This is a genomic window from Mesorhizobium sp. M2A.F.Ca.ET.042.01.1.1 (genome assembly GCF_003997405.1).
Taxonomy (GTDB): Bacteria; Pseudomonadota; Alphaproteobacteria; order Rhizobiales; family Rhizobiaceae; genus Mesorhizobium.
In genome coordinates this window covers 1-18,876 of record NZ_RZRX01000116.1, presented here as the reverse complement: position 1 = coordinate 18,876, position 18,876 = coordinate 1, and the positions used below count along the sequence as shown (strand labels likewise).

The window sequence follows — 18,876 nt, the reverse complement described above, 5'->3', positions numbered from 1 at the left end:
ATGCCGAGATGATCAAGCAGCGCCAGGGCATCGTCGGCGAATTGCGCGATCGACAGCCGCGACGGATCGCCGAGCGCGGAGGCGCCATGGCCCCGGCACATCAGCGTGATGCGTTGCAGGCCGGCGCCTTGCGGAAATACTTCGAGCGGCTGATCGAGCGGCGCGCCGAGCCCGTGCTGCCACAGCACCGGCTGTCCCGTGCCCGCGACATCGAAGATGAGCGCGCAGCCGTCAACGGTGGTGAAGGTGCCGGCGGTCACGACACATCCTCGAGAAGCGTGCGCAGGGCCGCGCCCGACGCCGCCGCATGCTTGTGCTCGAAGCCGTGCGCGACGACCGCCTGGTCGTAGCCGCAGGAACGCAGGAGCCGCAGGAAGCGGTGGAGGTTGACGGCGCCGGCGCCGGTGGCGACCACCGTGCCGGTGCGGTCGACATCCTTGGCATGCGCCAGGATGATGTGCTCGCCGAGCAGGTCCACCGCCTCTTCCATGACGCGAGCCTGGTCGCTCAGCCTGTCGCCGACGAGATTGGCGGCGTCGAGGATGATGCCGAGGCGCGGGTTCCTGACCTCGTCGAGGATCCGCCGCGCAAGGCCGGCGTCGGCGACGACGTTGCCGGGCTCGGGCTCGATGCCGAGCCGGATATCGTGCTTTTCGGCAAGCTCCAGCGCCGCATCGAGTTCGGCGCGCATGTCCGCCCAGGCGGACGGCGAGGCATTGTCGGGATGGGCTGCCCACATGTCGTCGGCGTTGCGCGAACCGGTGCATAAGGTCACGATCGGCGCGCCGAGCAGCGGCGCGGCGGCGACGACATTGGCGAAGCGGGTGCGGGCCGCACGGCGCATCGGCGCATCGGGATGGACCATGTTATAGGTGCCGGAGAGACCAGCGATCGCCAGGCCGTGCTTGCGGGCAGCCTCGGCAAACGCTTTCAGCTCACCGGCAGGGACGGAGTCCGGAAGGCTGGCCAAACCCAGGCACGACAGGTTGAACTGCATGCCTTCGTAGCCGTCCTCCCCGATTGCCGAGAGCAGCTCGTTGACAGGGCCGAGCGGATAGGTTCGGGCAAAGATTGCGGGATACATCAGACCGGTCCCGAGGCGTCCGCCAGATCGACGGGCTTGCCGCTGCGCACCGACTGGCCGATCGCCACCATGGCGCGGACGGAGGCGACGCCGTCCTCGATCGAAGCGCCGTTCATCGGCGTGCCGTTCAGGACGACGTCGGCGAAGCCTTCGAGCTGGCGGCGGTAGAAATGGCCGTCGGCGCCAAGCACGCGCTCGGAGGACGCGCTGCTTTCGCGAAAGATGTCGACCTCGCTGGACTTGTAGTACCAGGGATTGAAGATCTTGCCGGTGGCGCTGCCGTTTTCGCCATAAAGCTGGAAGCCCTCGTGCCAATCCATCCGGACCGGCAGCGTCAGATCGAGATGGCCGAGCGCGCCGTTTTCGAATTCTGTGTCGACGAACCAGCAATAGGCGCCGAAGCGCTCGAGCAGGCGCGCCTGGACGGACTTGATCGGCCCCGCCAGATAGCGCGCGAGATCGACGAGATGACTGCCATGCGCCAGCATGAAATAGCGCTGGCGATCGGCCTTCTGGTCTCCGGCGGGCTTCAGCGCCTTGGCGCCTGTCCTCGGCACGGGCTGAATTGCATCGGTCATCGTGTAGCGGTGGGTGGAATCGCAGTACCAGGCTTTCAGCGCCAGCAGCGAGCCCATCTCGCCGGTGGCGAACTCATGTGCCGCCTGGATGCCCGGATCGAAGCGCAGCATGTGGCCGATCTGAAGCACAAGGCCGGTGCGCTCCACATGGCCTTTCAGTTCTTCCGCCTCCTCCACCGACATGGCGATCGGCTTTTCGCAGAGGACATGCTTGCCGGCCGAGAGCGCCTTTTTCGCCGCCGGAACATGGAAGGCGTCGGAAATGCCGATGACGATCGCCTCAATCTCGGGATCGGCGAGCATGCGGTCATAGTCGTTGTAGATGCTGATCGCGTCGTAGAAGGAGCCGAACCGCCGCGCCAGATCGACATCGGCGTCGCACACGGCCTGGAGGAAGACATTTCTGCCTTTCTGCGCCGATTCCAGATGCGCGAATTGCGAGATCGGTCCGCAACCGAGGATACCGACACGCAGACACCGGGCGTCTTTCTTGACTATCACAAACCCCTCCGCGTCAAGGCACTCCATCAGAATTTATTCGACGGCTGTTTTACGGAACACGAAGATGAGGCGGCCCGGCGCACTTATGCCGGCACTAAGCTTTTGAGATGGCTCCCTAAAACAAAGACCGGCGGCCGGATGTCACGCTGCGCGAAAAGTGGCGGAGCACGCTGTGGACAGCGTTACAGCGTGGTGGTCTCGAGGTCCGGCAGAGCGAAAAGCGTGTCGCGGATCGTCGCTGCCGCACCGATCGCGGCGCCATCGACGCCGAACTGCGCCACTCTGATCTCGGGCATGGCGAAGCCGGCCAGAAGCCGCCGCTTGATGTCGGCCTGGATGCGCCGGCTGAGTTTTGGGTAGAGGCCGGCCAGCGGGCCGCCAAGCACGATGCGGCCGGGGTCAAGCAGATGAATGGCATTTACGAGTCCGGCTGAAAGGCCGCTGACCCAAGCATCGAGCGCGGCGTCCACCGCCTTGTCGCCGACATTGGCAAGCAGCATCTGGACGCCGTCGGCCACCGGCTGTCCTTCTTCGAACAGCCGGGTGAAGAGCTTCGCGCCGGCCAGCATCTCGAACGTGTCGACGCGTCCACCGGCCGAGACGATGGTGTGGCCGATTTCGCCGGAGTAGCCGTGCCCGCCCATCACGACCCGACCGTCATCGATGACGGCACCGCCAATGCCCTCAGCCAGGAGAACGACCAGCATGCTGCCGGCCTTTGCCGTGGCCGAGGCGGCGAGCTCGGCATTGGCGAAGGCGAAGGCGTCGTTGCAGACCATGACCCACCAGTCGGCAGGCGATTTGCGGGTCAGTTCCGCCTGCAAGGGATAGTTGCGCCACTCCAGGAACGGGGCATGGACCACGCTGCCGTCGCGGCCGACAAGACCCGGCACCGAAATGCCGATGCCCTCCACCTTGTCCTGCAAGGCGGGGTTTTCGTTCAGCAGCCTCTCGATCAGGGACAGCAGCCTTGCCGCTATATGCCCGGCGTCGCGGTAGCGCGGACCGGTCGGCTCGACAATCCGGCTGACCACGTTCATCTGCAGGTCCAGCAGGACCACGGTCAGGGAACGCGTGCCGACATCGGCGCCGACGAAATAGGCGCCCGACGGATTGAGCGACACGCCCACGCCGGGACGGCCCTTGCGCGTTTCGGGGGACATTTCGGCGCTCTCGACGACCAGGCCGGCATCGACCAGGACCCGCATGGCGTTGCCGATGGTTGCCCTCGTCAGGCCCAGTTGCCGGGCTATCTCGGCGCGCGAGAGCTGCCGGCCCTTTTGCAGCAGTCTCAGGCAACGCCTCGCATTGATGTGGCGCAGTAGGCTTGTCGTGTTCACGGCAGCATCTTGGGGTTTCGGTCCCCCGCAGATACCATTTGGAGAGGCTGTCCCAAAGCCGTTTTCTCACAGAGTGTCCAAAGCCGGCACAGCCATCGTGTAAGCGCACCACGCGACGGTCGAGACTGTTTAGTCCTCATACCAGTGCCCAGCGGACGGCGGCTGCCAGTTGGAGATGCCAAACGAACCGGTCGATGATATGGTGGTGACGAACCAGCAACAGGCGCTATGACGCTTGGTGAGCCGGGCTCCGATGTAGGATCAAGACGCGGCAAGGATGCGAGGTTGATTTTTTCAATCGCCGTGGGCGTCTATTGACTTTATGCGATCGACCAGCCGCCATCGACCATCAAGTTCGCCCCGTTGACGAGGGCGCCAGCCGGCGAAGCCAGATACACCACCGCGCCGGTAACATCCTCAGTCTCGCCGATCCGGCCGAGCGGAATATGCGCCAGCGTCTGGCGATGCGCCTCCGGGTCGCTCAGATATGGGCGCGTCGAGTCCGTCCGGATAAAGGTTGGTGAAATGCTGTTCACAGCAATTCCCAACGGACCCCACTCCGCCGCCAGACACCTGGTAAGATGGTTGATAGCGGCTTTCGACATGCAATAGATCGACTCCTCGCGCAAGGTGACGGTTCCAGCCTGGGAACTGATGTTGATGATCCGGCCAGCACGACGCTCGATCATCGTCCTTGCCACGGCCTGCGTGAGGAAGAACGTACCTTTGAGGTTCGTATTGAGGACGAGATCGAAGTCCTCCTCACTGACGGATTGCGCGAGCCTTCGGCGCGATATGCCGATGTTGTTGACCAATATGTCGATCTGGCCGAAATGAGCGACGGCACCGCGCACGGCGTCTTCGATGCGCTGGGTCTCGGATATGTCCAGCGGGACGATCAGGGCGCGGCGCCCGCGCGCTTCGATATCCGAGGTCAAATCCTTGCCGGCATTGTCATCACGAACGATCGCAACGATGTCGGCTCCCGCCTCGGCGCACGCCAACGCGCAGGCCCGGCCAATACCGCGTCCGGCGCCGCTCACCATCACCACTTCCCCGTGAAGGCCGAAGCTTGGCAAAAAACTCTTTGTCATCGTCAGTAACTCCAATGAGCGCCGCTTCCCGGCGCCTGTTGTCTGAATCTGCTCTGGCAAGGCGGTAGAACGGCACGAGCCGTGACGGCTCGCCGCGATAAACTCACAAGACCCGACGCCGTGATTTCACGAATGTGTCGAACGCAACCGCAAGAACGATGATCACGCCAATGATGATCTGCTGGACATAAGCAGAGACGTCCAGTAGCACGAGGCCGTTGAGCAGAACGCCGATCAGCACCGTGCCGACGACCGTGCCAAATATCGTCCCGGTGCCGCCAAACAGGCTGGTCCCCCCAATGACGACCGAGGCAATGACGGTCAATTCAAAACCCGTACCTGCCACGGCCTCAGCCGAGTTCAGTCTTGCCGCCAGGACGAAAGCGCCGAGACCTGCAAAGAAGCCAGTGATGACATAGACGCTGAGGATAATCTTCTGGACGTTGAGGCCGGCGAGGCGGGCGGCTTCGGGATTTCCGCCAACCGCGTAGATCTGCCGGCCATAGCGCGTATAGCTCAACGTTATGTGCGCTATGACGGCGAACAGGACAAAGATCAGAACCGGAACCGGGACTGGCCCGAGCTTACCTTGGCCCCACCAGACAAAGGCGTCATCGAAGCCGCTGACCGGCCCGCCGCCGGAAAAGAGCAAGGCCGCACCGCGAAAGGCTGACATGCCGCCCAGCGTCACCACGAAAGGCGGCACCTTGAACCGGGTGATAGCCAGCCCTTGAACAAATCCTGCCGCGACGCCTACACCTATCGCTGCCAGCGCTGCGACCTCCCATCCGTAACCCATTGCGGCCGATCCATCGCCAACACTGAAACGATTGTCGAGGCCGCCCTTTGCCACCACCGCCGCGACAAGCCCTGCCAATGCGAGGATCGAGCCTATCGAAAGGTCTATTCCGGCCGTGAGGATGACGAAGGTCATTCCTATCGCCAGCAGTCCGTAGATCGAGACCTGGCGGAGCACGTTGAAAAGGTTCAGCGGCGTGAGAAAGCGCGGCTCAATGATCGAGAAGCCGATCATGAGAACCACAAGGAATAGCACTGGCGCGAGGCGTGCCGCCACATTGAACGCGCGAAACTGCTGCCGCTTCGCGACCGGTGCCTCCGCTGCCACTTGCGCCATGTTGTTCTCCCCTGGTTGATCTCTCATGCCGCGACCGCATCCACGGTCATCAGGGCCATCAGCATTTCGGGATTGGCAGCGTCCGCCTGCACCTCGCCGGTGACGCGGCCCTCGCGCATGGTGATGATCCGGTCGCTTATGGCCAGCACCTCGGGCAGTTCCGAGGAGATCACGACGATGGCGATCCCGGTGCGTGCCATTTGAAACAGCAGATTGTGGACTTCGGCCTTGGCCCCGACATCGATCCCGCGGGTGGGCTCGTCCACGATGAGCACCTTGGGTCCCAGAGCGAGCCAACGTGCCAGGACAATCTTCTGCTGGTTGCCACCCGAGAGGTCGGAGACGATCTGCTCCGGCCCCAGCATCCGGATGCGAAGCATTTTCCGGTATTCCGCGATCAGGGTGTCCTCGGCACTTGAATCGATGAAGACACCCAGCCGGGAAACCCGGTCCTGCGCGGTGACCGTCAGGTTCGCGCGGATCGACTGCGACAGGAACAGGGCTTGCTGCTTCCTATCTTCCGGCACCAGGCCGATGCCTTTTCGAATGGCGTCTTGCGGCGATGTCGGCCGCAACGACGCGCCATCAACGAATATCTCGCCGGAATCGAACGGGTCGGCACCAAAGATCGCACGCGCTGTCTCCGTGCGGCCGGAACCGACCAGCCCGGCAATGCCTAGGATTTCGCCGCGTCGAACCTCGAAACAGATGTCATGCAAGGCCATGGCGTTCAGCCCTTCGGGGCCCCTGCGCCGCGACAGATTCTCGACACGAAGAACGACCGCCTCGGTCGCGGCCGGCGCCGGGCGCCGTTGCATCGCGGCGATTTCGCGGCCGACCATGTGGCGGATGATGGCGTCGATGGAGGTATCGGCGACGTCTCCTTCGCAGACGAACGAGCCGTCCCGCAGGATCGTGAAGCGGTCGCACACGCGCATCACCTCTTCCAGGCGGTGCGTGACGAATATGACGCTGAGGCCGTCGCCCCGGAATCCGCTGACGATGTGGAAAAGCCGATCCACCTCGGCATTTGAGAGCGCCGCAGTCGGCTCATCCATGATGATGAGTTTCGATTTCATCGACAGGGCGCGGGCGATCTCGACCAATTGCTGTTCGGCCACGGACAGATCGCGAGCGAGTGTGCGCGGATTCTTCTCGAGACCAACCTTCGACATCAGGCCTTGCGCTTCGTCGACCAAGCGTCCCCAATTCACAAAGCTTGCCCGGCCAGGTTCACGGCCAAGGAAGATGTTCTCCGCAATCGACATTCCAGGAACGAGCGTCAGCTCCTGGTAGATTGTCGCTATGCCGCTGCGTTGCGCATCCTGGGGTGAGTTGAACGTTGCCTTCGCGCCAAGAAAATCTATCTCGCCGGCGTCCGGCGCCTGAGCACCCGACAGGATCTTCAGCAGGGTCGATTTGCCGGCACCATTTTCGCCCAGCAAGGCGTGAACCTCGCCTGCGCCGACGCGCAGGCTCACCGCTCTTAGCGCGGAGATGCCGCCAAATGACTTGGTGATGCCATTCATCTGCAAAAGAGGCTGGCGCATTATGAGATCCAAACGAATTCAGCAGCCCGGAAAAGCGCGGCATTGTGGGCCGAAGAGGGTGAGGCCGGAGCTTAGGACCTCACCCCTGCGCGCGATCACCTTGGGAGGATAGCGGTCGCGGACGATGAAGAGCTACTTCAGCTCTCCCAAACGTTCGCCGGCGTCGAGGTTGTCCTTTGTCACAGCGATTGGTGTGAGCAGCGTGATCTTGTTCTCCGGCGCCTGGCCGTCGCGCACAAAGGCTACGAGAATATCGACAGCCTGCCTGCCCTGCTTGCCAGGCATCTGCTCGATGGTGCCGGTCATTGCTCCATCGCGAACCTTGCCGAGCGATTCCGGCAGGGCGTCGAAGCCGATTAACTTCACCTTGTCGGTCAGGTCGCGGGCTTTCAGCGCCTCAAGGGCTCCGAGCGCCATATCGTCGTTTGCCGCGGCGATGGCGTCGGGCGGGGTCGCCATGGATGCCAGCGCGGACTCGGTCATGGAGAGACCCTTTGCGCGGTCAAACCCGGCCGTGTCCTCGAACACGAACTTGTATTTGGCCGCGAGGGGGTCCAGCGCGTTGTGCAGGCCCTTGTTGCGATCGATCGCAGCGCTGGTGCCCGGCTGCCCCTGCAGATTCATCACCCTGGCACCGCCGGGAAACAGCTTGATGATGAGCTGGCCCTGCACCTCGCCGCCCTTCACATTGTCGGCACCGACGTGAGCGAGAATACCTTTGACGCTGTCGATCGAGCGGTCGACGGTGACAACCGGAATTTTGGCATCGATCGCCTCCTGGATCGCCGGCGCAAGTGCTGCCGAGTCGTTCGGGCTGATTACGATTCCGTCGACACCCTTGGCGATCGCTGCCTCGATATCGGCGCTCTGCTTGCTGGAATTGCGCTGACCATCGCTCACCACAACGTTGATATTGCCGAGCTTTGCCGCCTCGTCCTGCATCTCCTTCATGATGTGGACCGAAAACGGAAAGGCCAGATCAGGGCTGGACAGCATGATCGTCAGGGGCTTGTCGCCAGCCCATGACATAGCCGTGGTCAGCAGCGTTCCAAGAACTGCCAGGGTTGTCACTAAGCTCGTGGTGCGCATGTTCATATCTCCTCCTTGGTTTGTGCCCCGATCGCGGACAAATCCTCTCCCCCACGATCTTTCGGCGATTTGTTTAGGTTCTATACATATTATGCAAAAAAAGAGAATGCAAGCCTCCCGCATGCCTAATCAGCCGGAGGCGCCACCACGCCCTTTTTCAACAGGATATTTCCATAGAGCCGCCGATCGCCGCTGAGAACGATTGCGAAGCCGCTCTTGGCGCGCTGCTTGAATTCGTCGGGGGTAATCGGCGCCAGCGGAAGCGACCGGTCGGAATGCCTTGTGACGATGTCCCGGAATTCTCCGAAAATAGGCAGCTCTGTCTCGGCATTGCCGTCGACGATCATACGGCAAGCCGCCTGAGAATCGCGGCTTTCGAGCGGCATCACCGAAAGCACCGCTTCGAGGATCCTGGTGCCCAGCACGCCGTCCAGGCGAATGATATGGGCATCGTCATCGCAAGGATAGTTGGCGTCCACGATCGCGATCTCGTGCCCGTGACCCATAGACCGCAGAACATGGAGAAGATCGGGCGACAGAATTGGATCGATACCTTTCAGCATGACAGGCGTCCTTTGTTCAGATTGCGTTGTGCTCAATGAGGGCCGGGCGTCCGGCCGCTCAGCGATCTGACAGGGAAGGCAAAAGGCACCCGGCAGACCCCTATGTCTTGTATTTGCATTGAACCTATACTAATAGGCTTTGGTAGCCGTCAATGGCAATTTCCTCCGCTTTACGAGCGCGACCCACCGGCGATGTCCAATCACTCTGGACGCACGCGGCCGGCTGACGCTAACAGGGCAGAGGCCAAACGATGATTGAAACCGACGAGCAGGAAGTTTGAAAACCACCAACCTCATCCGCCACGTCAATGAGACGAGGTGCCTGCGCCTGCTCCGAAGGGCCTCCCCGCTTTCGCGCGCCGACATTGCCCGCGAACTCGGCCTGACCCGGGCGACTGCCGGTAACGTCATCGCAGTGCTTCTTGAGGCGGATCTGGCTATGGAACTCAATGAGCCTCTGGAGGCGGGCAAGGTCGGCAGGCCTGGGATACGTGTGGCGCTAAACCCCAAAGGAGCTTTCTTCGTCGGCATCGATGTATCTAGCACCTGGCTGGCCGGCGTGCTTGTCGACTTCAGTGGGGCTGTGCTGAACAAGATCACCATTCCCAACAGCAAAAACTTTCGGGAACCGGAACCTGTTGCGCAGGCCATCGCTGATCTCGCACGCCGCCTGGTCGTCGGCGCGGGTGTCGATACCAGACGTGTGCGGGGCGTTGGTGTGTCCGTTCCCGGTATCGTGGGGCGCGATGGGGTCGTGGTCTCGGCCAAACTGCTGGAGTGGGAAGACATCGATATTGGACAATTGGTCGCCACCTCGCTGGGAGCTCCTTGGCCAATCCGGGTTTGCAACGACGCCGTCGCGCTTTCCGCGGCCATCGGCGCACTCGACACCCATGAGACCGAAGACATGCTCGTCGTGTTACTTTCAGAGGGGATCGGCGCTGCGATAATCCGGAACGGGCGCGTTGCCGAGGGTGTTGGGGGGTTCGCTGGCGAAATTGGTCATATGGTTCTCTCGGCTAGTCCCGAAGATGCCAAATCCTTGACCCTTGGCCTTCTCGGCGGCTACGGCCCCTTCCTGCCGCTGCTCCCATCCGGGCAATCGATCGCCGAAGGGCTGGCAAGTCTGGCAGCGATGCGCAGTCCCAGCGGTCCCCTGGAAGTCGTACTCGACAGATGGGCGCGGGTCATCTCGGTGGGGCTGCTCAATCTCATCCATGTCCTTAACCCGGCTCGCATCGTCCTGGGCGGCCCGCTGGCGGTGTTGTTCAACAGGATCGAAGCGAGGGTCGCTACGGTCCTGCGCGCCAATTTACTGCACGGCCTGGTGTTGCCTCCTATTGAGGTCGCCGGCGTTGAAGCCGACACTGTCGCCGTCGGAGCCGCGGGGACTCTGCGAGATAGCATCTTCCTGCTGCCTGAGCTGGATCAGATCGGAAATGGACTGCCGGTCGGCCGATCAGTGCGATTTGCCGAAATCGCGGGCTCACATAGCGAACGCTAACTGCAGTCGGGCACGCCAACGCGTCATTCGAGCCATCAACGCAACAGGCCATCGCTCCTGAAATCTTCCCACCGCACAACTTAACGTGAGACACGTGACAACTGCTCGTATTGCTGGAAATTGCCGTGAGCGGCCGCTCCGTGCGGACGCTTCACGGCGGCCTCCATCGCAGAAAAGCTCCAAAGCAGGGCTAGCCGTCTCCCGAAATCGTTCTTACGGCGACCAACCATATGAGCAGCGTCGGTGATCCCGACTTGGCCGGCATCCAGGCTTCAGCATTGCTGGGCATCTGCAAGGCTTGCAGCCATCCTGAAGTGGCAGCTTTCGGGAACATCCAAACTGGTCCAAACGTTCATCTGGAGGCGCTTCGCGGCCCCACCGAGACGGCAGAGCCGCTTCCAGTCAGACCTCCGTCGCCTCGGCGATTTCTAGGGCGTCTTCTACGTCGACGCCGAGATACCGGACCGAGAACTGAAGGACATAAGCTGCTTTGATCAGGTCGCCTGCGCTGAAAGCATATCCCGAGCCGCCGATACCTATGACATTCCGAAATCGACGCTTTAGCCACCATCATTGGAGGATGCGCTCCAATTGCAATTGTTCGTGCGCAAGCGCAGAGGGCTGGAGCTTACCGATGCAGGTGAGAGTACCTCGACAATTGCGCGGCCATCTTCGACAGTTGCGAGAACGCGGCCAGCGCGGCGCAGCGCGCACATTCATCGATCAGCGGGAGTGTCCGTGTTATAGCCAGTTCCGAATTTGGGACTGCAATCATCGGGGGAGCGGCAGAGCTGACATGAACGGCCGATGCGGGCGCAAAGCAGACGCTTCGGTAGGAAGGAGCCCAATCTTGCTGCCGACCGTTGATTGGCCCTTCCTCTAGGTATCGGCTCGCCCAGGAAATGTGCGAGTGCCGCCTTCCTGGAATCTCGATCGAGCGCATAGGCGGTGTGGGTGAAGGCGACGCCGTCAAGCAGGCCCTGTATGTAGCCAGCGATGCTGTCGGCCGCCATGATGAGAGCCGTGTCAATGGTATGAATATAGCGGCTGGTCACCGTACCCCGTGAATGCCCAACCAAGGCGGCAATGGTTGCCTCGGTGAAGCCGAGGTCATTGCCGGTACTGGCGAAGCTGTGTCGCAAAACATGCGGCGTGATGTCGGCCAAGTCGGTATCCTTGAGCAACTTCGTCCACTGCCTGGGAAAGCTCCCGAATGGCATGCCGTCCTCCCAGCCGGGAAAGACGTAGTCTTCAGCACTCTGTTCCTCATGGCGCCGCTCCTCGAGGTATTCCAGGACGGGCAAGCCGATGGGACGCACTGATGCTCCCTCCTTGCTGTCGGCGAGGCGCAGGCAACTGCCCTCGATATCGACCTCGCCCCAACGCAGACCGATGACCTCGCTGCGCCGGCAACCTGTCAAGGCGATCACCTGGATCATTGCCGCGGTGGTCTCGTACTGTCCTTCCTCGGCCGCCCTTCGCAGAATATTGCCGAGTGTGCGGTACTCCTGCTCGCTGAGACGGCGGGCATTGACCTGGTCCTTCGGCTTGCGAACGCCCTGCACGGGGTTCTGCTCGATGATTCCGAGCTCGACCGCGTAGGTGAGAATGCCGCCGAAGAGACCGATCGTCCGAGCCGCCGTGCCGGCACCACCACGCACGATTGCTCGCCCGCGCAGCTTTTGCGTCTTCACGTTCGCTCGGGTCTTGCCCGCCATGATGTCCTTCATGGCCTGCGTTATGTCGGACTTGGCCAAATCCCGTACCCGTCGACGCCCGAGCAGAGGAACGATGTGGCGCTCGACGCGCCCGACATCGGTGGAGATCGTCGTGGCCTTCTTGGGCCGCCCGCGCTTGCCAAGCACAAGACCGTTCCTCAGGTCCTCGAGGTAGCGAGTGCAGCGTTCCTTGACCGTGATCGCTTCGCGGTCGAGCTTGCGTTCCTCGGCAGGATTGCCGCCTCGTGCGACCTGACCAAGCAGGACTTTAGCTTCGCGCCTGGCTTCCTCAGGCGTCCAAACGCCATGCAGCCCGATCGTGTAGCGACGCGAGCGGCCTGCAGCACGGTACTGCACAACATAACTTCGCTTCCCCGAGGCGAAGACGCGCAACCCGAAACCGGGCAACTCCCTCGTCCCAAATGACATAGTCCACGGAATCACAAGTTCGAATCTTGTCGGGCGCGCCAGTGGAATCAACTATTTAGAAGCGCGCGGCGCCGATGTCCCACACTGATTTCCCACACTGGACATACTCAGGCTGAATTTAGGTTGGAGGCGAAAGCCACTCCCACGCTGCCAGCGCCACGATGATGCCTGAGATCAGGCCACCAAGAACCCCCAAAGCCGTTCAATCCATTTCGCTTTGCCAATCGCCCCACGTCTCTGAACGACGCTGTCGCCGCTAAACTCGCGCTGGATCTTGGACGAGAACTTGTCATAATCGTCACAGAACGCTTTGAACTCTCGAAAACTTCGTCAATCGGCCGCTGATATCGATACGGGAGCTATGAGCGACGCGCAAAACCCACTGTTCCATCGCGCTTAGATATCACCCGACATCAAGGAATTTAGGATGGCGATCCTGACGATATCCAGGAGCAGCTTTTTAGACGGCGAGCTTCCTGGCAAACACCCAAGCCTGAAAAGCCACAAAATTCAGTGCAGGGATTGCGATACTGATGACCGCGAAGGTTTGCCACCCAGCGAAATATCCTTCGCGCGACAAATTTGTGGTGACCCAGATCAGCAGTAGGTTCAATGCTTGGACGATGCTGAACCTTGCCCATTCGCCCCACACCGCGCCCTTTGAGGCGAATGTCAGCTTTCGGTGCCCGAGAAAGGAAACCGGCACTAAAACCAGATAAGTCGCGTAGGCGGAGATCGTTTCCGTGAGGCCTATAAGTAAATGCAGGCCGTTGGCGATCGCGAAGTACGCGCCTGTGTTGAACAGACCCACGGCACAGAAGGTGATGAACTGCCTTAGGCGATCACCAGAGACCATCAGCGACGACCAAGCACATGATACTGGGCGCCGAGGGGAATTCGGCCGAAGGCATCGTCTATGCGCCTGAGAACACCGTCAATCGCAGGCACGGTGAGAATATAGCGGCCCTCGACCCTGCTCAATCCGGCGCCTCTGAGATAGTGAACGACCTGCCTTTTCGACAGTAGAACTGCGTTCTCATCGAAGGGACACGTCGACACTATCCTTCGAGTCAGAGGGTTGTAGGGATTGTGTTCGAAGATCAGTACCGCGCCGTCAGGTCGGGTGACGCGAGCCATTTCCGATGAGAATTTCGCCCAGTCTGCAGGCGGCACATGATGCATGACGCAGATCGCAAACACCGCATCGAACTCTCCGGCATCAAACGGCAGTTGTGCCCCCGAGGAGACGCGATACAACACACCAAGGTTTTTCTGTCTCGCTTCATCGATGCACTCGGATGATGGGTCGACACCGGTTAGCTTGCCAACCTTCCCACGGAGTATTGGGTGATAGTTTCCAACTCCACAGCCTACGTCGAGAATGGAAAGGTTGCTGGTAGGCCCGAGTGTGCTCTCTAGCAGGTCGAGCAGCCGTGCTGCTTTGGCGCGCGTGAAGAAATCCACATCCAATCCGGAGAACGAAATAGCTTCGTTCACTGCCTCCGAATAGGAGTGGCGATAGGCGTCAAATTCATTTCCAGTCGCACGCTTGCTCAAACTGCAACTTCTCCGCTAGAAGCACAAACCCCAACTATCATCAGCGTCGACCCAGCGGCAAGCGCACTCTGTTTTATTATAGGTCTCTAATGATAGACGCACGCTTCGCCAGTCGCTGGATGCTAACATTTTCGCTTGCCGCATTGGCTACGCTGGCCATCATTGCAGCATACGTTTACCGGGAACAGCCCGCCTACACCTGGGACTATGGCGCCTATTGGCGCACCTTCCAGGACTATGGGCAATATCTTGCAGCCGATCCGTGGCCTGCGCTCAAGCGGATTTTCGACGGCATCGAATCTCAAGACTACAATCCGGCTGGAGTGCTGCCGCTTTTTCCTTTTTATGTTCTGTTTGGGCCAGGCCGCATAGCGTATGTGAGCGCCGTTGCGCTCATGTATCTGCTTCCGACGGCGGTGATTGCGACGGCAATCTTCCACAGGCTGGCGAAAAATCCCGCTGCAGAGCTGACTTCAATTTTCGTGATGGCTCTGACGTTCGTGCCATTTTGGGCGCCAACCCTTCGGGGAATGCTCGACATTGTCGGTCTCGTTTTCCTCGGTCTCGCGACATTGCTGCTGTTCAAGTCCGAATACCTGAGACATCGGCCTGTCCGTGACGGACTTCTGCTCGGCCTGATGATCTGGCTGCCGTTTTTATTCCGGCGATGGTACGCCTATAGCATAGTCATGTTTTTCTTGGCCGCCTTCCTCGTGGGGACCGCCAAGGCCCTCTATGAGAGAGCCGGGACCCGAGCGATCGCCAATCTTTGCGGCGGTTTGGCAATCGCCGGCATCGTCCTCTGCGGTTTAGCGTTCGCATTGCAACATGGGCTTGTCGTACGGGCGTTCACCACCTCGTATGCCGATCTATATAGCGCGTACCAAGTCCCCTTTCCTCGTCACCTTGAGATGCTTGCCGAACGGTTGAGTCCTTGGATGATAGCGCTCATCGTGATCGGTGCTATTGTGGTCGTTTCGCACAAAAATTTTGAGGGCGGTTTCTGTCTCCTTGCCGCAGTTGGCACGTTCTTCTTCTTCATCAGAACGCAATACCTTGGCCTACATCATTTTCTCCCGATCGCCTTTTGGCTGTTGCCGATTTTCCTTGTCGGTGCAGCGTGGTGCGCAAGCTATCTTCAATTTCTCGCTGCCCGCGTTCGACTTCTCCCTTTCGCAGCTATCTCCTCGGCAATTCTCCTTGTCGCCATCAGCCCGGCGTCCCGCTCCTTGGACTTCCCTGCTCATGCTTTCATTCCTCGTGCCGACACGAGCCCACTTCACCTCGACAACTACGCGGAATATCAGCGCTTGGTCGCTGATCTGGACCATTTGACCAAGGATGGCAGCAAGTTTTTCGTCTACGCATCCAGCAGCAAGATCTCCGACTCCCTCATGGTCGCACTCGACCCCCCACTCCAGGGCAGGGTCATTTACGCTCCCCACATTGCGAAGGTCGACCTCTTCAACTTCAATGCGCTACGGGCTGCATATGTGGTCGCAGTGGCGCCACCTCAGGAGCAAATGGCGCCTGGAACACAAGCCAACATAACTATCCCGGGCCAATGGCTGCTCCAAGGGCGCGGATTTGGGCGAGCCTACGAGAGGGTGGGCACAAGCTATGCCCTTAGCGACGGCATAGAAGCTTATCTTTTCAGGCGCGTCCGGCCGGTCACTCTTGAGGAGGCCAATGAACTCGTCACCGAGCTCGACCGGCACTATCCAGGCTGGGGGAAGATCTTCAGGTCTTCCATGTTGCTTCCGCTTGCGGCGCGAGACGAAACACTCGGCGACCAATGGGGGCAGGTCATCGTGATGGGGCAGAACGCCTTCCTCATCCATCCAGGAACCAACTTGCCGACCTCCGTCTCGGTTCCGTTTAGATCCGACATCAGTCAACACCCGAAGCGCTTGGCGCTCTCCATCTCGAACAAGCTCCTGCAACAATGCCCGACCGCGGATGGCGTAGAAGCGCACGTCACATTCAATGGGAGGAACATCTGGAGCGGAGAGGTTCTACCTGGTGACGACAAAAGGATAGACTTGCCTATGGAAGATGGAACTCTTTCTCTCAGCGTCAGCGACAGGTCTCAACCGAACTGTGACCACGCCGTCGCGACATTTGAATTCTGAGGGAATTCGCCATGAAGCAGAAAAGCGATATGATTTCCCTGTCGGTCGTCGTCCCAGTATACCGCAGCGCGGATGTCCTCCATGAACTTGTCTCCCAAGTGCATGCAGCGCTTGCTGGCAGCACCTACGATGGCCATTTCGAGTTGGTGCTGGTGAACGATTGCAGCCCAGACGAAAGCTGGCAGTTGATCCAACGGCAAGCCAACGAGCATGCCTGGATACGGGGCGTTTCCTTGCGACGCAACTTCGGCCAGCACAACGCCACGATGGCAGGCCTGAAATACGCGCGCGGTAAGATCGTGGTGATCATGGATGACGATCTGCAGCATCCGCCGACCGCCATCCTGCGGTTGGCGGAGATGATCGAGAAGGGCTTCGACGTTTGCTACACCCGATACAAAGAACGCAAACACGCGACATGGAAAAAGCTGGGCAGCCGTTTCAATGACATCGTTGCAGGCTGGGTTCTGAACAAGCCTCGTGGACTCTACCTTTCCTCTTTCAAGGCATTGAGCCGCGGAGCGGCAGACGCCATTCTCGCCTATGACGGCCCATACGCCTATGTGGACGGGCTGATCTTCAAAGTTACGAATTCGATCACCACAATTGATATTGACCACCAAGATCGCTTCGCTGGCCAAGGCAATTACAATCTGAAACGGTCGGTTTCCCTTTGGCTGAAGATGGCCACCGGATCGTCGGTGTATCCGCTTCGGATCGCCACGGTTTTTGGTTTCGCCATGGCCGCCACAAGCCTCGTCCTATTGGCGATCATCGTGGTCGACCGTTTGAGGCACCCCGAGATGCAGCCGGGCTGGGCATCGACTATCGCCACCATTCTCATGATGGGCGGGTTGCAGATGTTCTTCCTGGGGATTCTTGGAGAGTACATCGGCCGCATTTACATTCGGCTCAATAACACACCGCAATATGTCGTTAGAGAAACGACTTTTTCAGACCATTCATCTGCCCATCGTAGCACTGCTATTCAGCATCACCCCGTCTAGAATTGCTGCCAAACACGTCCTAGTTGATCAAACCATGCGTCCGCAGCGCATCCTCAATCGCTTTCACGGGCTGGGCAGCGACGCGAGCCGCATTGTTGGCGGCCTGGGCTTCCGGCTCCATGACAGCGACCCGATCTTACCAAGCCTCACCCCAGCACCTCCCTTATCGCCACCGCCAACCTCTCCACTCCATCCCTCATCTGCGCCGCGTCGCACGCCGCGTAGCCCAGCACCAGCCCTTGCGTCGGCGCCGTGTTCTGGAAATATTTCGACAGCGGCGAGACGTTGATCGCCCGCTTGGCCGCGGCCTGGCTGACCTTGATGTCGTCGATGCCTTCCCTCAGATAACCCACCACCTGGATGCCGGCTTCGGCGGGGGAGAGGGTGATCTCTTCGCGCAGGCGTTCGGTGACGATGTCGCGGAAGAGCTGGCGGCGCTGGGCGTAGATGCGGCGCATGCGCTTCAAATGCCGGCTCATATGGCCTTCGGTGATGAAATCGGCCAAGGCGGCCTGCAGGAGCAGCGGCGCGAACTGGCCGGTGGTGGAGAGCGCGTTGACGATGCGGCCGGCGAGCTCCGGCGGCAGCACCATGAAGCCGAGGCGCAGCGCGGGGAACAGCAGCTTGGCGAAGGTGCCGACATAGATGACGCGGCCGGAGCGGTCCATGCTCTGGATCGCCGGCACGGGGCGGCCTTGAAAGCGGTATTCGCCGTCGAAATCGTCCTCGATCACCCAGGAATTGGCGGTCTCGGCGACGTCGAGCAGGCGCAGCCGCTCCTCCATGCGCATGGTGATGCCGAGCGGATGCTGGCAGGCCGGCGTCACATAGATGAGGCGGGGCGAGAAGTCCGGCGGGTCGAGATGCCAGCCGCGCTCGTGGTCGACCGGGATGGGCAGGATTTTTGCGCCGGCCACGGTGAAGGCGGCCTTGGCGCCGTAGTAGCCGGGCTCCTCCATCCAGACCGTGTCGCCGGGATCGAGCAGCAGGCGTGCCAGAAGATCGAAGGCGGCCTGCGCGCCGGTGGTGACGACGATCTGCTCCGGACGGCAGCGCACGCCGCGCGCCGAGAACAGGTAGCCGGCGATCGCCTCCTTGAGCGCCGGGTGGCCGGTGACGTCATAGGTGCCGAACAGCGTCTCGCCGCCATGGCTGGCGCGGCGCGCCACCAGCCGGCCCCAGACGCCGAAGGGGAAGCTTCCCGCGTCCGGCATGCCGGGGTGGAAAGCGACATGCCCCGGCCTGCCGTGATGATAGGGCTGGCTGAGCAGAAGCTGGCCGCGCAGCGAGGGTTGGCGCAGCGGCGCGGGCGGCTCCTCGCGCGGCGACTCGCGCGGGCCTTCGGGCAGGTCGACGATCACGGGCCGCGCGCCCTGGCGGTTGGCGAGATAGCCTTCGGTGACAAGCTGGTCGTAGGCGGCGACGATGGTGTTGCGGCCAAGGCCGAGCTCGGCGGCCAGAGCGCGGGTGGAGGGAAGCTCGGAGCCGGGCGGCAGCGCGCGGCTGCGGATGATGGCGACGAGGCCGTGATAGAGCTGGCGCGACAGGTGCTCGGGGCCGGCGCGGTTCACGGTGAGCGTGTCGAGGGGGAAGGG

The 18,876-nt window shown here is 60.9% G+C and carries 15 protein-coding genes and 1 pseudogene; 3 read left to right on the top strand and 13 right to left on the bottom strand.

Annotation, left to right across the window (positions count from 1 at the left end; genetic code table 11):
• The 9 genes from EOA23_RS18580 to EOA23_RS18540 form a co-directional block, all read right to left on the bottom strand.
• Nucleotides 1-260 (bottom strand): alpha/beta hydrolase (locus tag EOA23_RS18580; protein WP_245474250.1); only part of this gene is annotated, 260 nt, incomplete at its 3' end.
• Nucleotides 257-1,084, bottom strand: coding sequence for a sugar phosphate isomerase/epimerase (locus EOA23_RS18575; RefSeq protein ID WP_127305198.1), 828 nt, complete (start codon nt 1,082-1,084; stop codon nt 257-259). The genes EOA23_RS18575 and EOA23_RS18580, both read right to left, overlap by 4 nt.
• Entirely contained in the window at nt 1,084-2,160 is a 1,077-nt protein-coding gene (locus EOA23_RS18570; protein ID WP_127305200.1) for a Gfo/Idh/MocA family oxidoreductase, read from the bottom strand. The genes EOA23_RS18575 and EOA23_RS18570 overlap by 1 nt, the downstream gene beginning before the upstream one ends.
• A gap of 185 nt (nt 2,161-2,345) precedes the next feature.
• A complete protein-coding gene (locus EOA23_RS18565) occupies nt 2,346-3,503 on the bottom strand; it encodes an ROK family transcriptional regulator (protein WP_127305197.1) in 1,158 nt (385 codons plus the stop codon).
• A 320-nt stretch (nt 3,504-3,823) separates the two neighbouring features.
• Complete coding sequence (locus EOA23_RS18560) at nt 3,824-4,597, bottom strand: glucose 1-dehydrogenase (protein WP_127305196.1); 774 nt, start codon at nt 4,595-4,597, stop codon at nt 3,824-3,826.
• Between the two features lie 103 nt (nt 4,598-4,700).
• Nucleotides 4,701-5,732 (bottom strand): ABC transporter permease, encoded by a 1,032-nt coding sequence (locus EOA23_RS18555; protein ID WP_127305195.1) that lies wholly within the window; start codon nt 5,730-5,732, stop codon nt 4,701-4,703.
• 23 nt (nt 5,733-5,755) lie between these two features.
• A complete protein-coding gene (locus tag EOA23_RS18550; RefSeq protein ID WP_245474248.1) occupies nt 5,756-7,261 on the bottom strand; it encodes a sugar ABC transporter ATP-binding protein in 1,506 nt (501 codons plus the stop codon).
• 153 nt (nt 7,262-7,414) lie between these two features.
• The gene (locus EOA23_RS18545; protein WP_127305193.1) at nt 7,415-8,377 is read right to left on the bottom strand and encodes a substrate-binding domain-containing protein; all 963 of its coding nucleotides are present in this window, start codon (nt 8,375-8,377) and stop codon (nt 7,415-7,417) included.
• Between the two features lie 119 nt (nt 8,378-8,496).
• A complete protein-coding gene (locus EOA23_RS18540) occupies nt 8,497-8,934 on the bottom strand; it encodes an RbsD/FucU domain-containing protein (protein ID WP_127305192.1) in 438 nt (145 codons plus the stop codon).
• 277 nt (nt 8,935-9,211) lie between these two features.
• Between EOA23_RS18540 and EOA23_RS18535 the strand changes: the two genes are divergently transcribed.
• Nucleotides 9,212-10,438 carry an ROK family transcriptional regulator gene (locus EOA23_RS18535; RefSeq protein WP_127305191.1) on the top strand — a complete coding sequence of 409 codons (1,227 nt, stop codon included), beginning with the start codon at nt 9,212-9,214 and terminating at the stop codon, nt 10,436-10,438.
• Nucleotides 10,439-11,334: 896 nt separating this feature from the next.
• Here the strand turns inward: EOA23_RS18535 and EOA23_RS18525 are convergent.
• The 3 genes and pseudogenes from EOA23_RS18525 to EOA23_RS18515 all read right to left on the bottom strand — a co-directional run.
• Nucleotides 11,335-12,610, bottom strand: a pseudogene (locus EOA23_RS18525) (site-specific integrase); the annotation flags it as partial.
• Nucleotides 12,611-13,045: 435 nt separating this feature from the next.
• Complete coding sequence (locus EOA23_RS18520) at nt 13,046-13,441, bottom strand: GtrA family protein (protein WP_126063275.1); 396 nt, start codon at nt 13,439-13,441, stop codon at nt 13,046-13,048.
• Nucleotides 13,441-14,142 (bottom strand): class I SAM-dependent methyltransferase, encoded by a 702-nt coding sequence (locus EOA23_RS18515; RefSeq protein WP_127305190.1) that lies wholly within the window; start codon nt 14,140-14,142, stop codon nt 13,441-13,443. Before EOA23_RS18515 ends, EOA23_RS18520 begins: the two co-directional genes overlap by 1 nt.
• A gap of 89 nt (nt 14,143-14,231) precedes the next feature.
• Here EOA23_RS18515 and EOA23_RS18510 point away from each other — a divergent pair, with 89 nt between their 5' ends.
• A complete protein-coding gene (locus EOA23_RS18510) occupies nt 14,232-16,274 on the top strand; it encodes a hypothetical protein (RefSeq protein WP_127305189.1) in 2,043 nt (680 codons plus the stop codon).
• An 11-nt stretch (nt 16,275-16,285) separates the two neighbouring features.
• Nucleotides 16,286-17,281, top strand: coding sequence for a glycosyltransferase family 2 protein (locus EOA23_RS18505; protein ID WP_127305188.1), 996 nt, complete (start codon nt 16,286-16,288; stop codon nt 17,279-17,281).
• A 146-nt stretch (nt 17,282-17,427) separates the two neighbouring features.
• Here the strand turns inward: EOA23_RS18505 and EOA23_RS18500 are convergent.
• Nucleotides 17,428-18,876 (bottom strand): PLP-dependent aminotransferase family protein (locus EOA23_RS18500; RefSeq protein WP_145966438.1); only part of this gene is annotated, 1,449 nt, incomplete at its 5' end.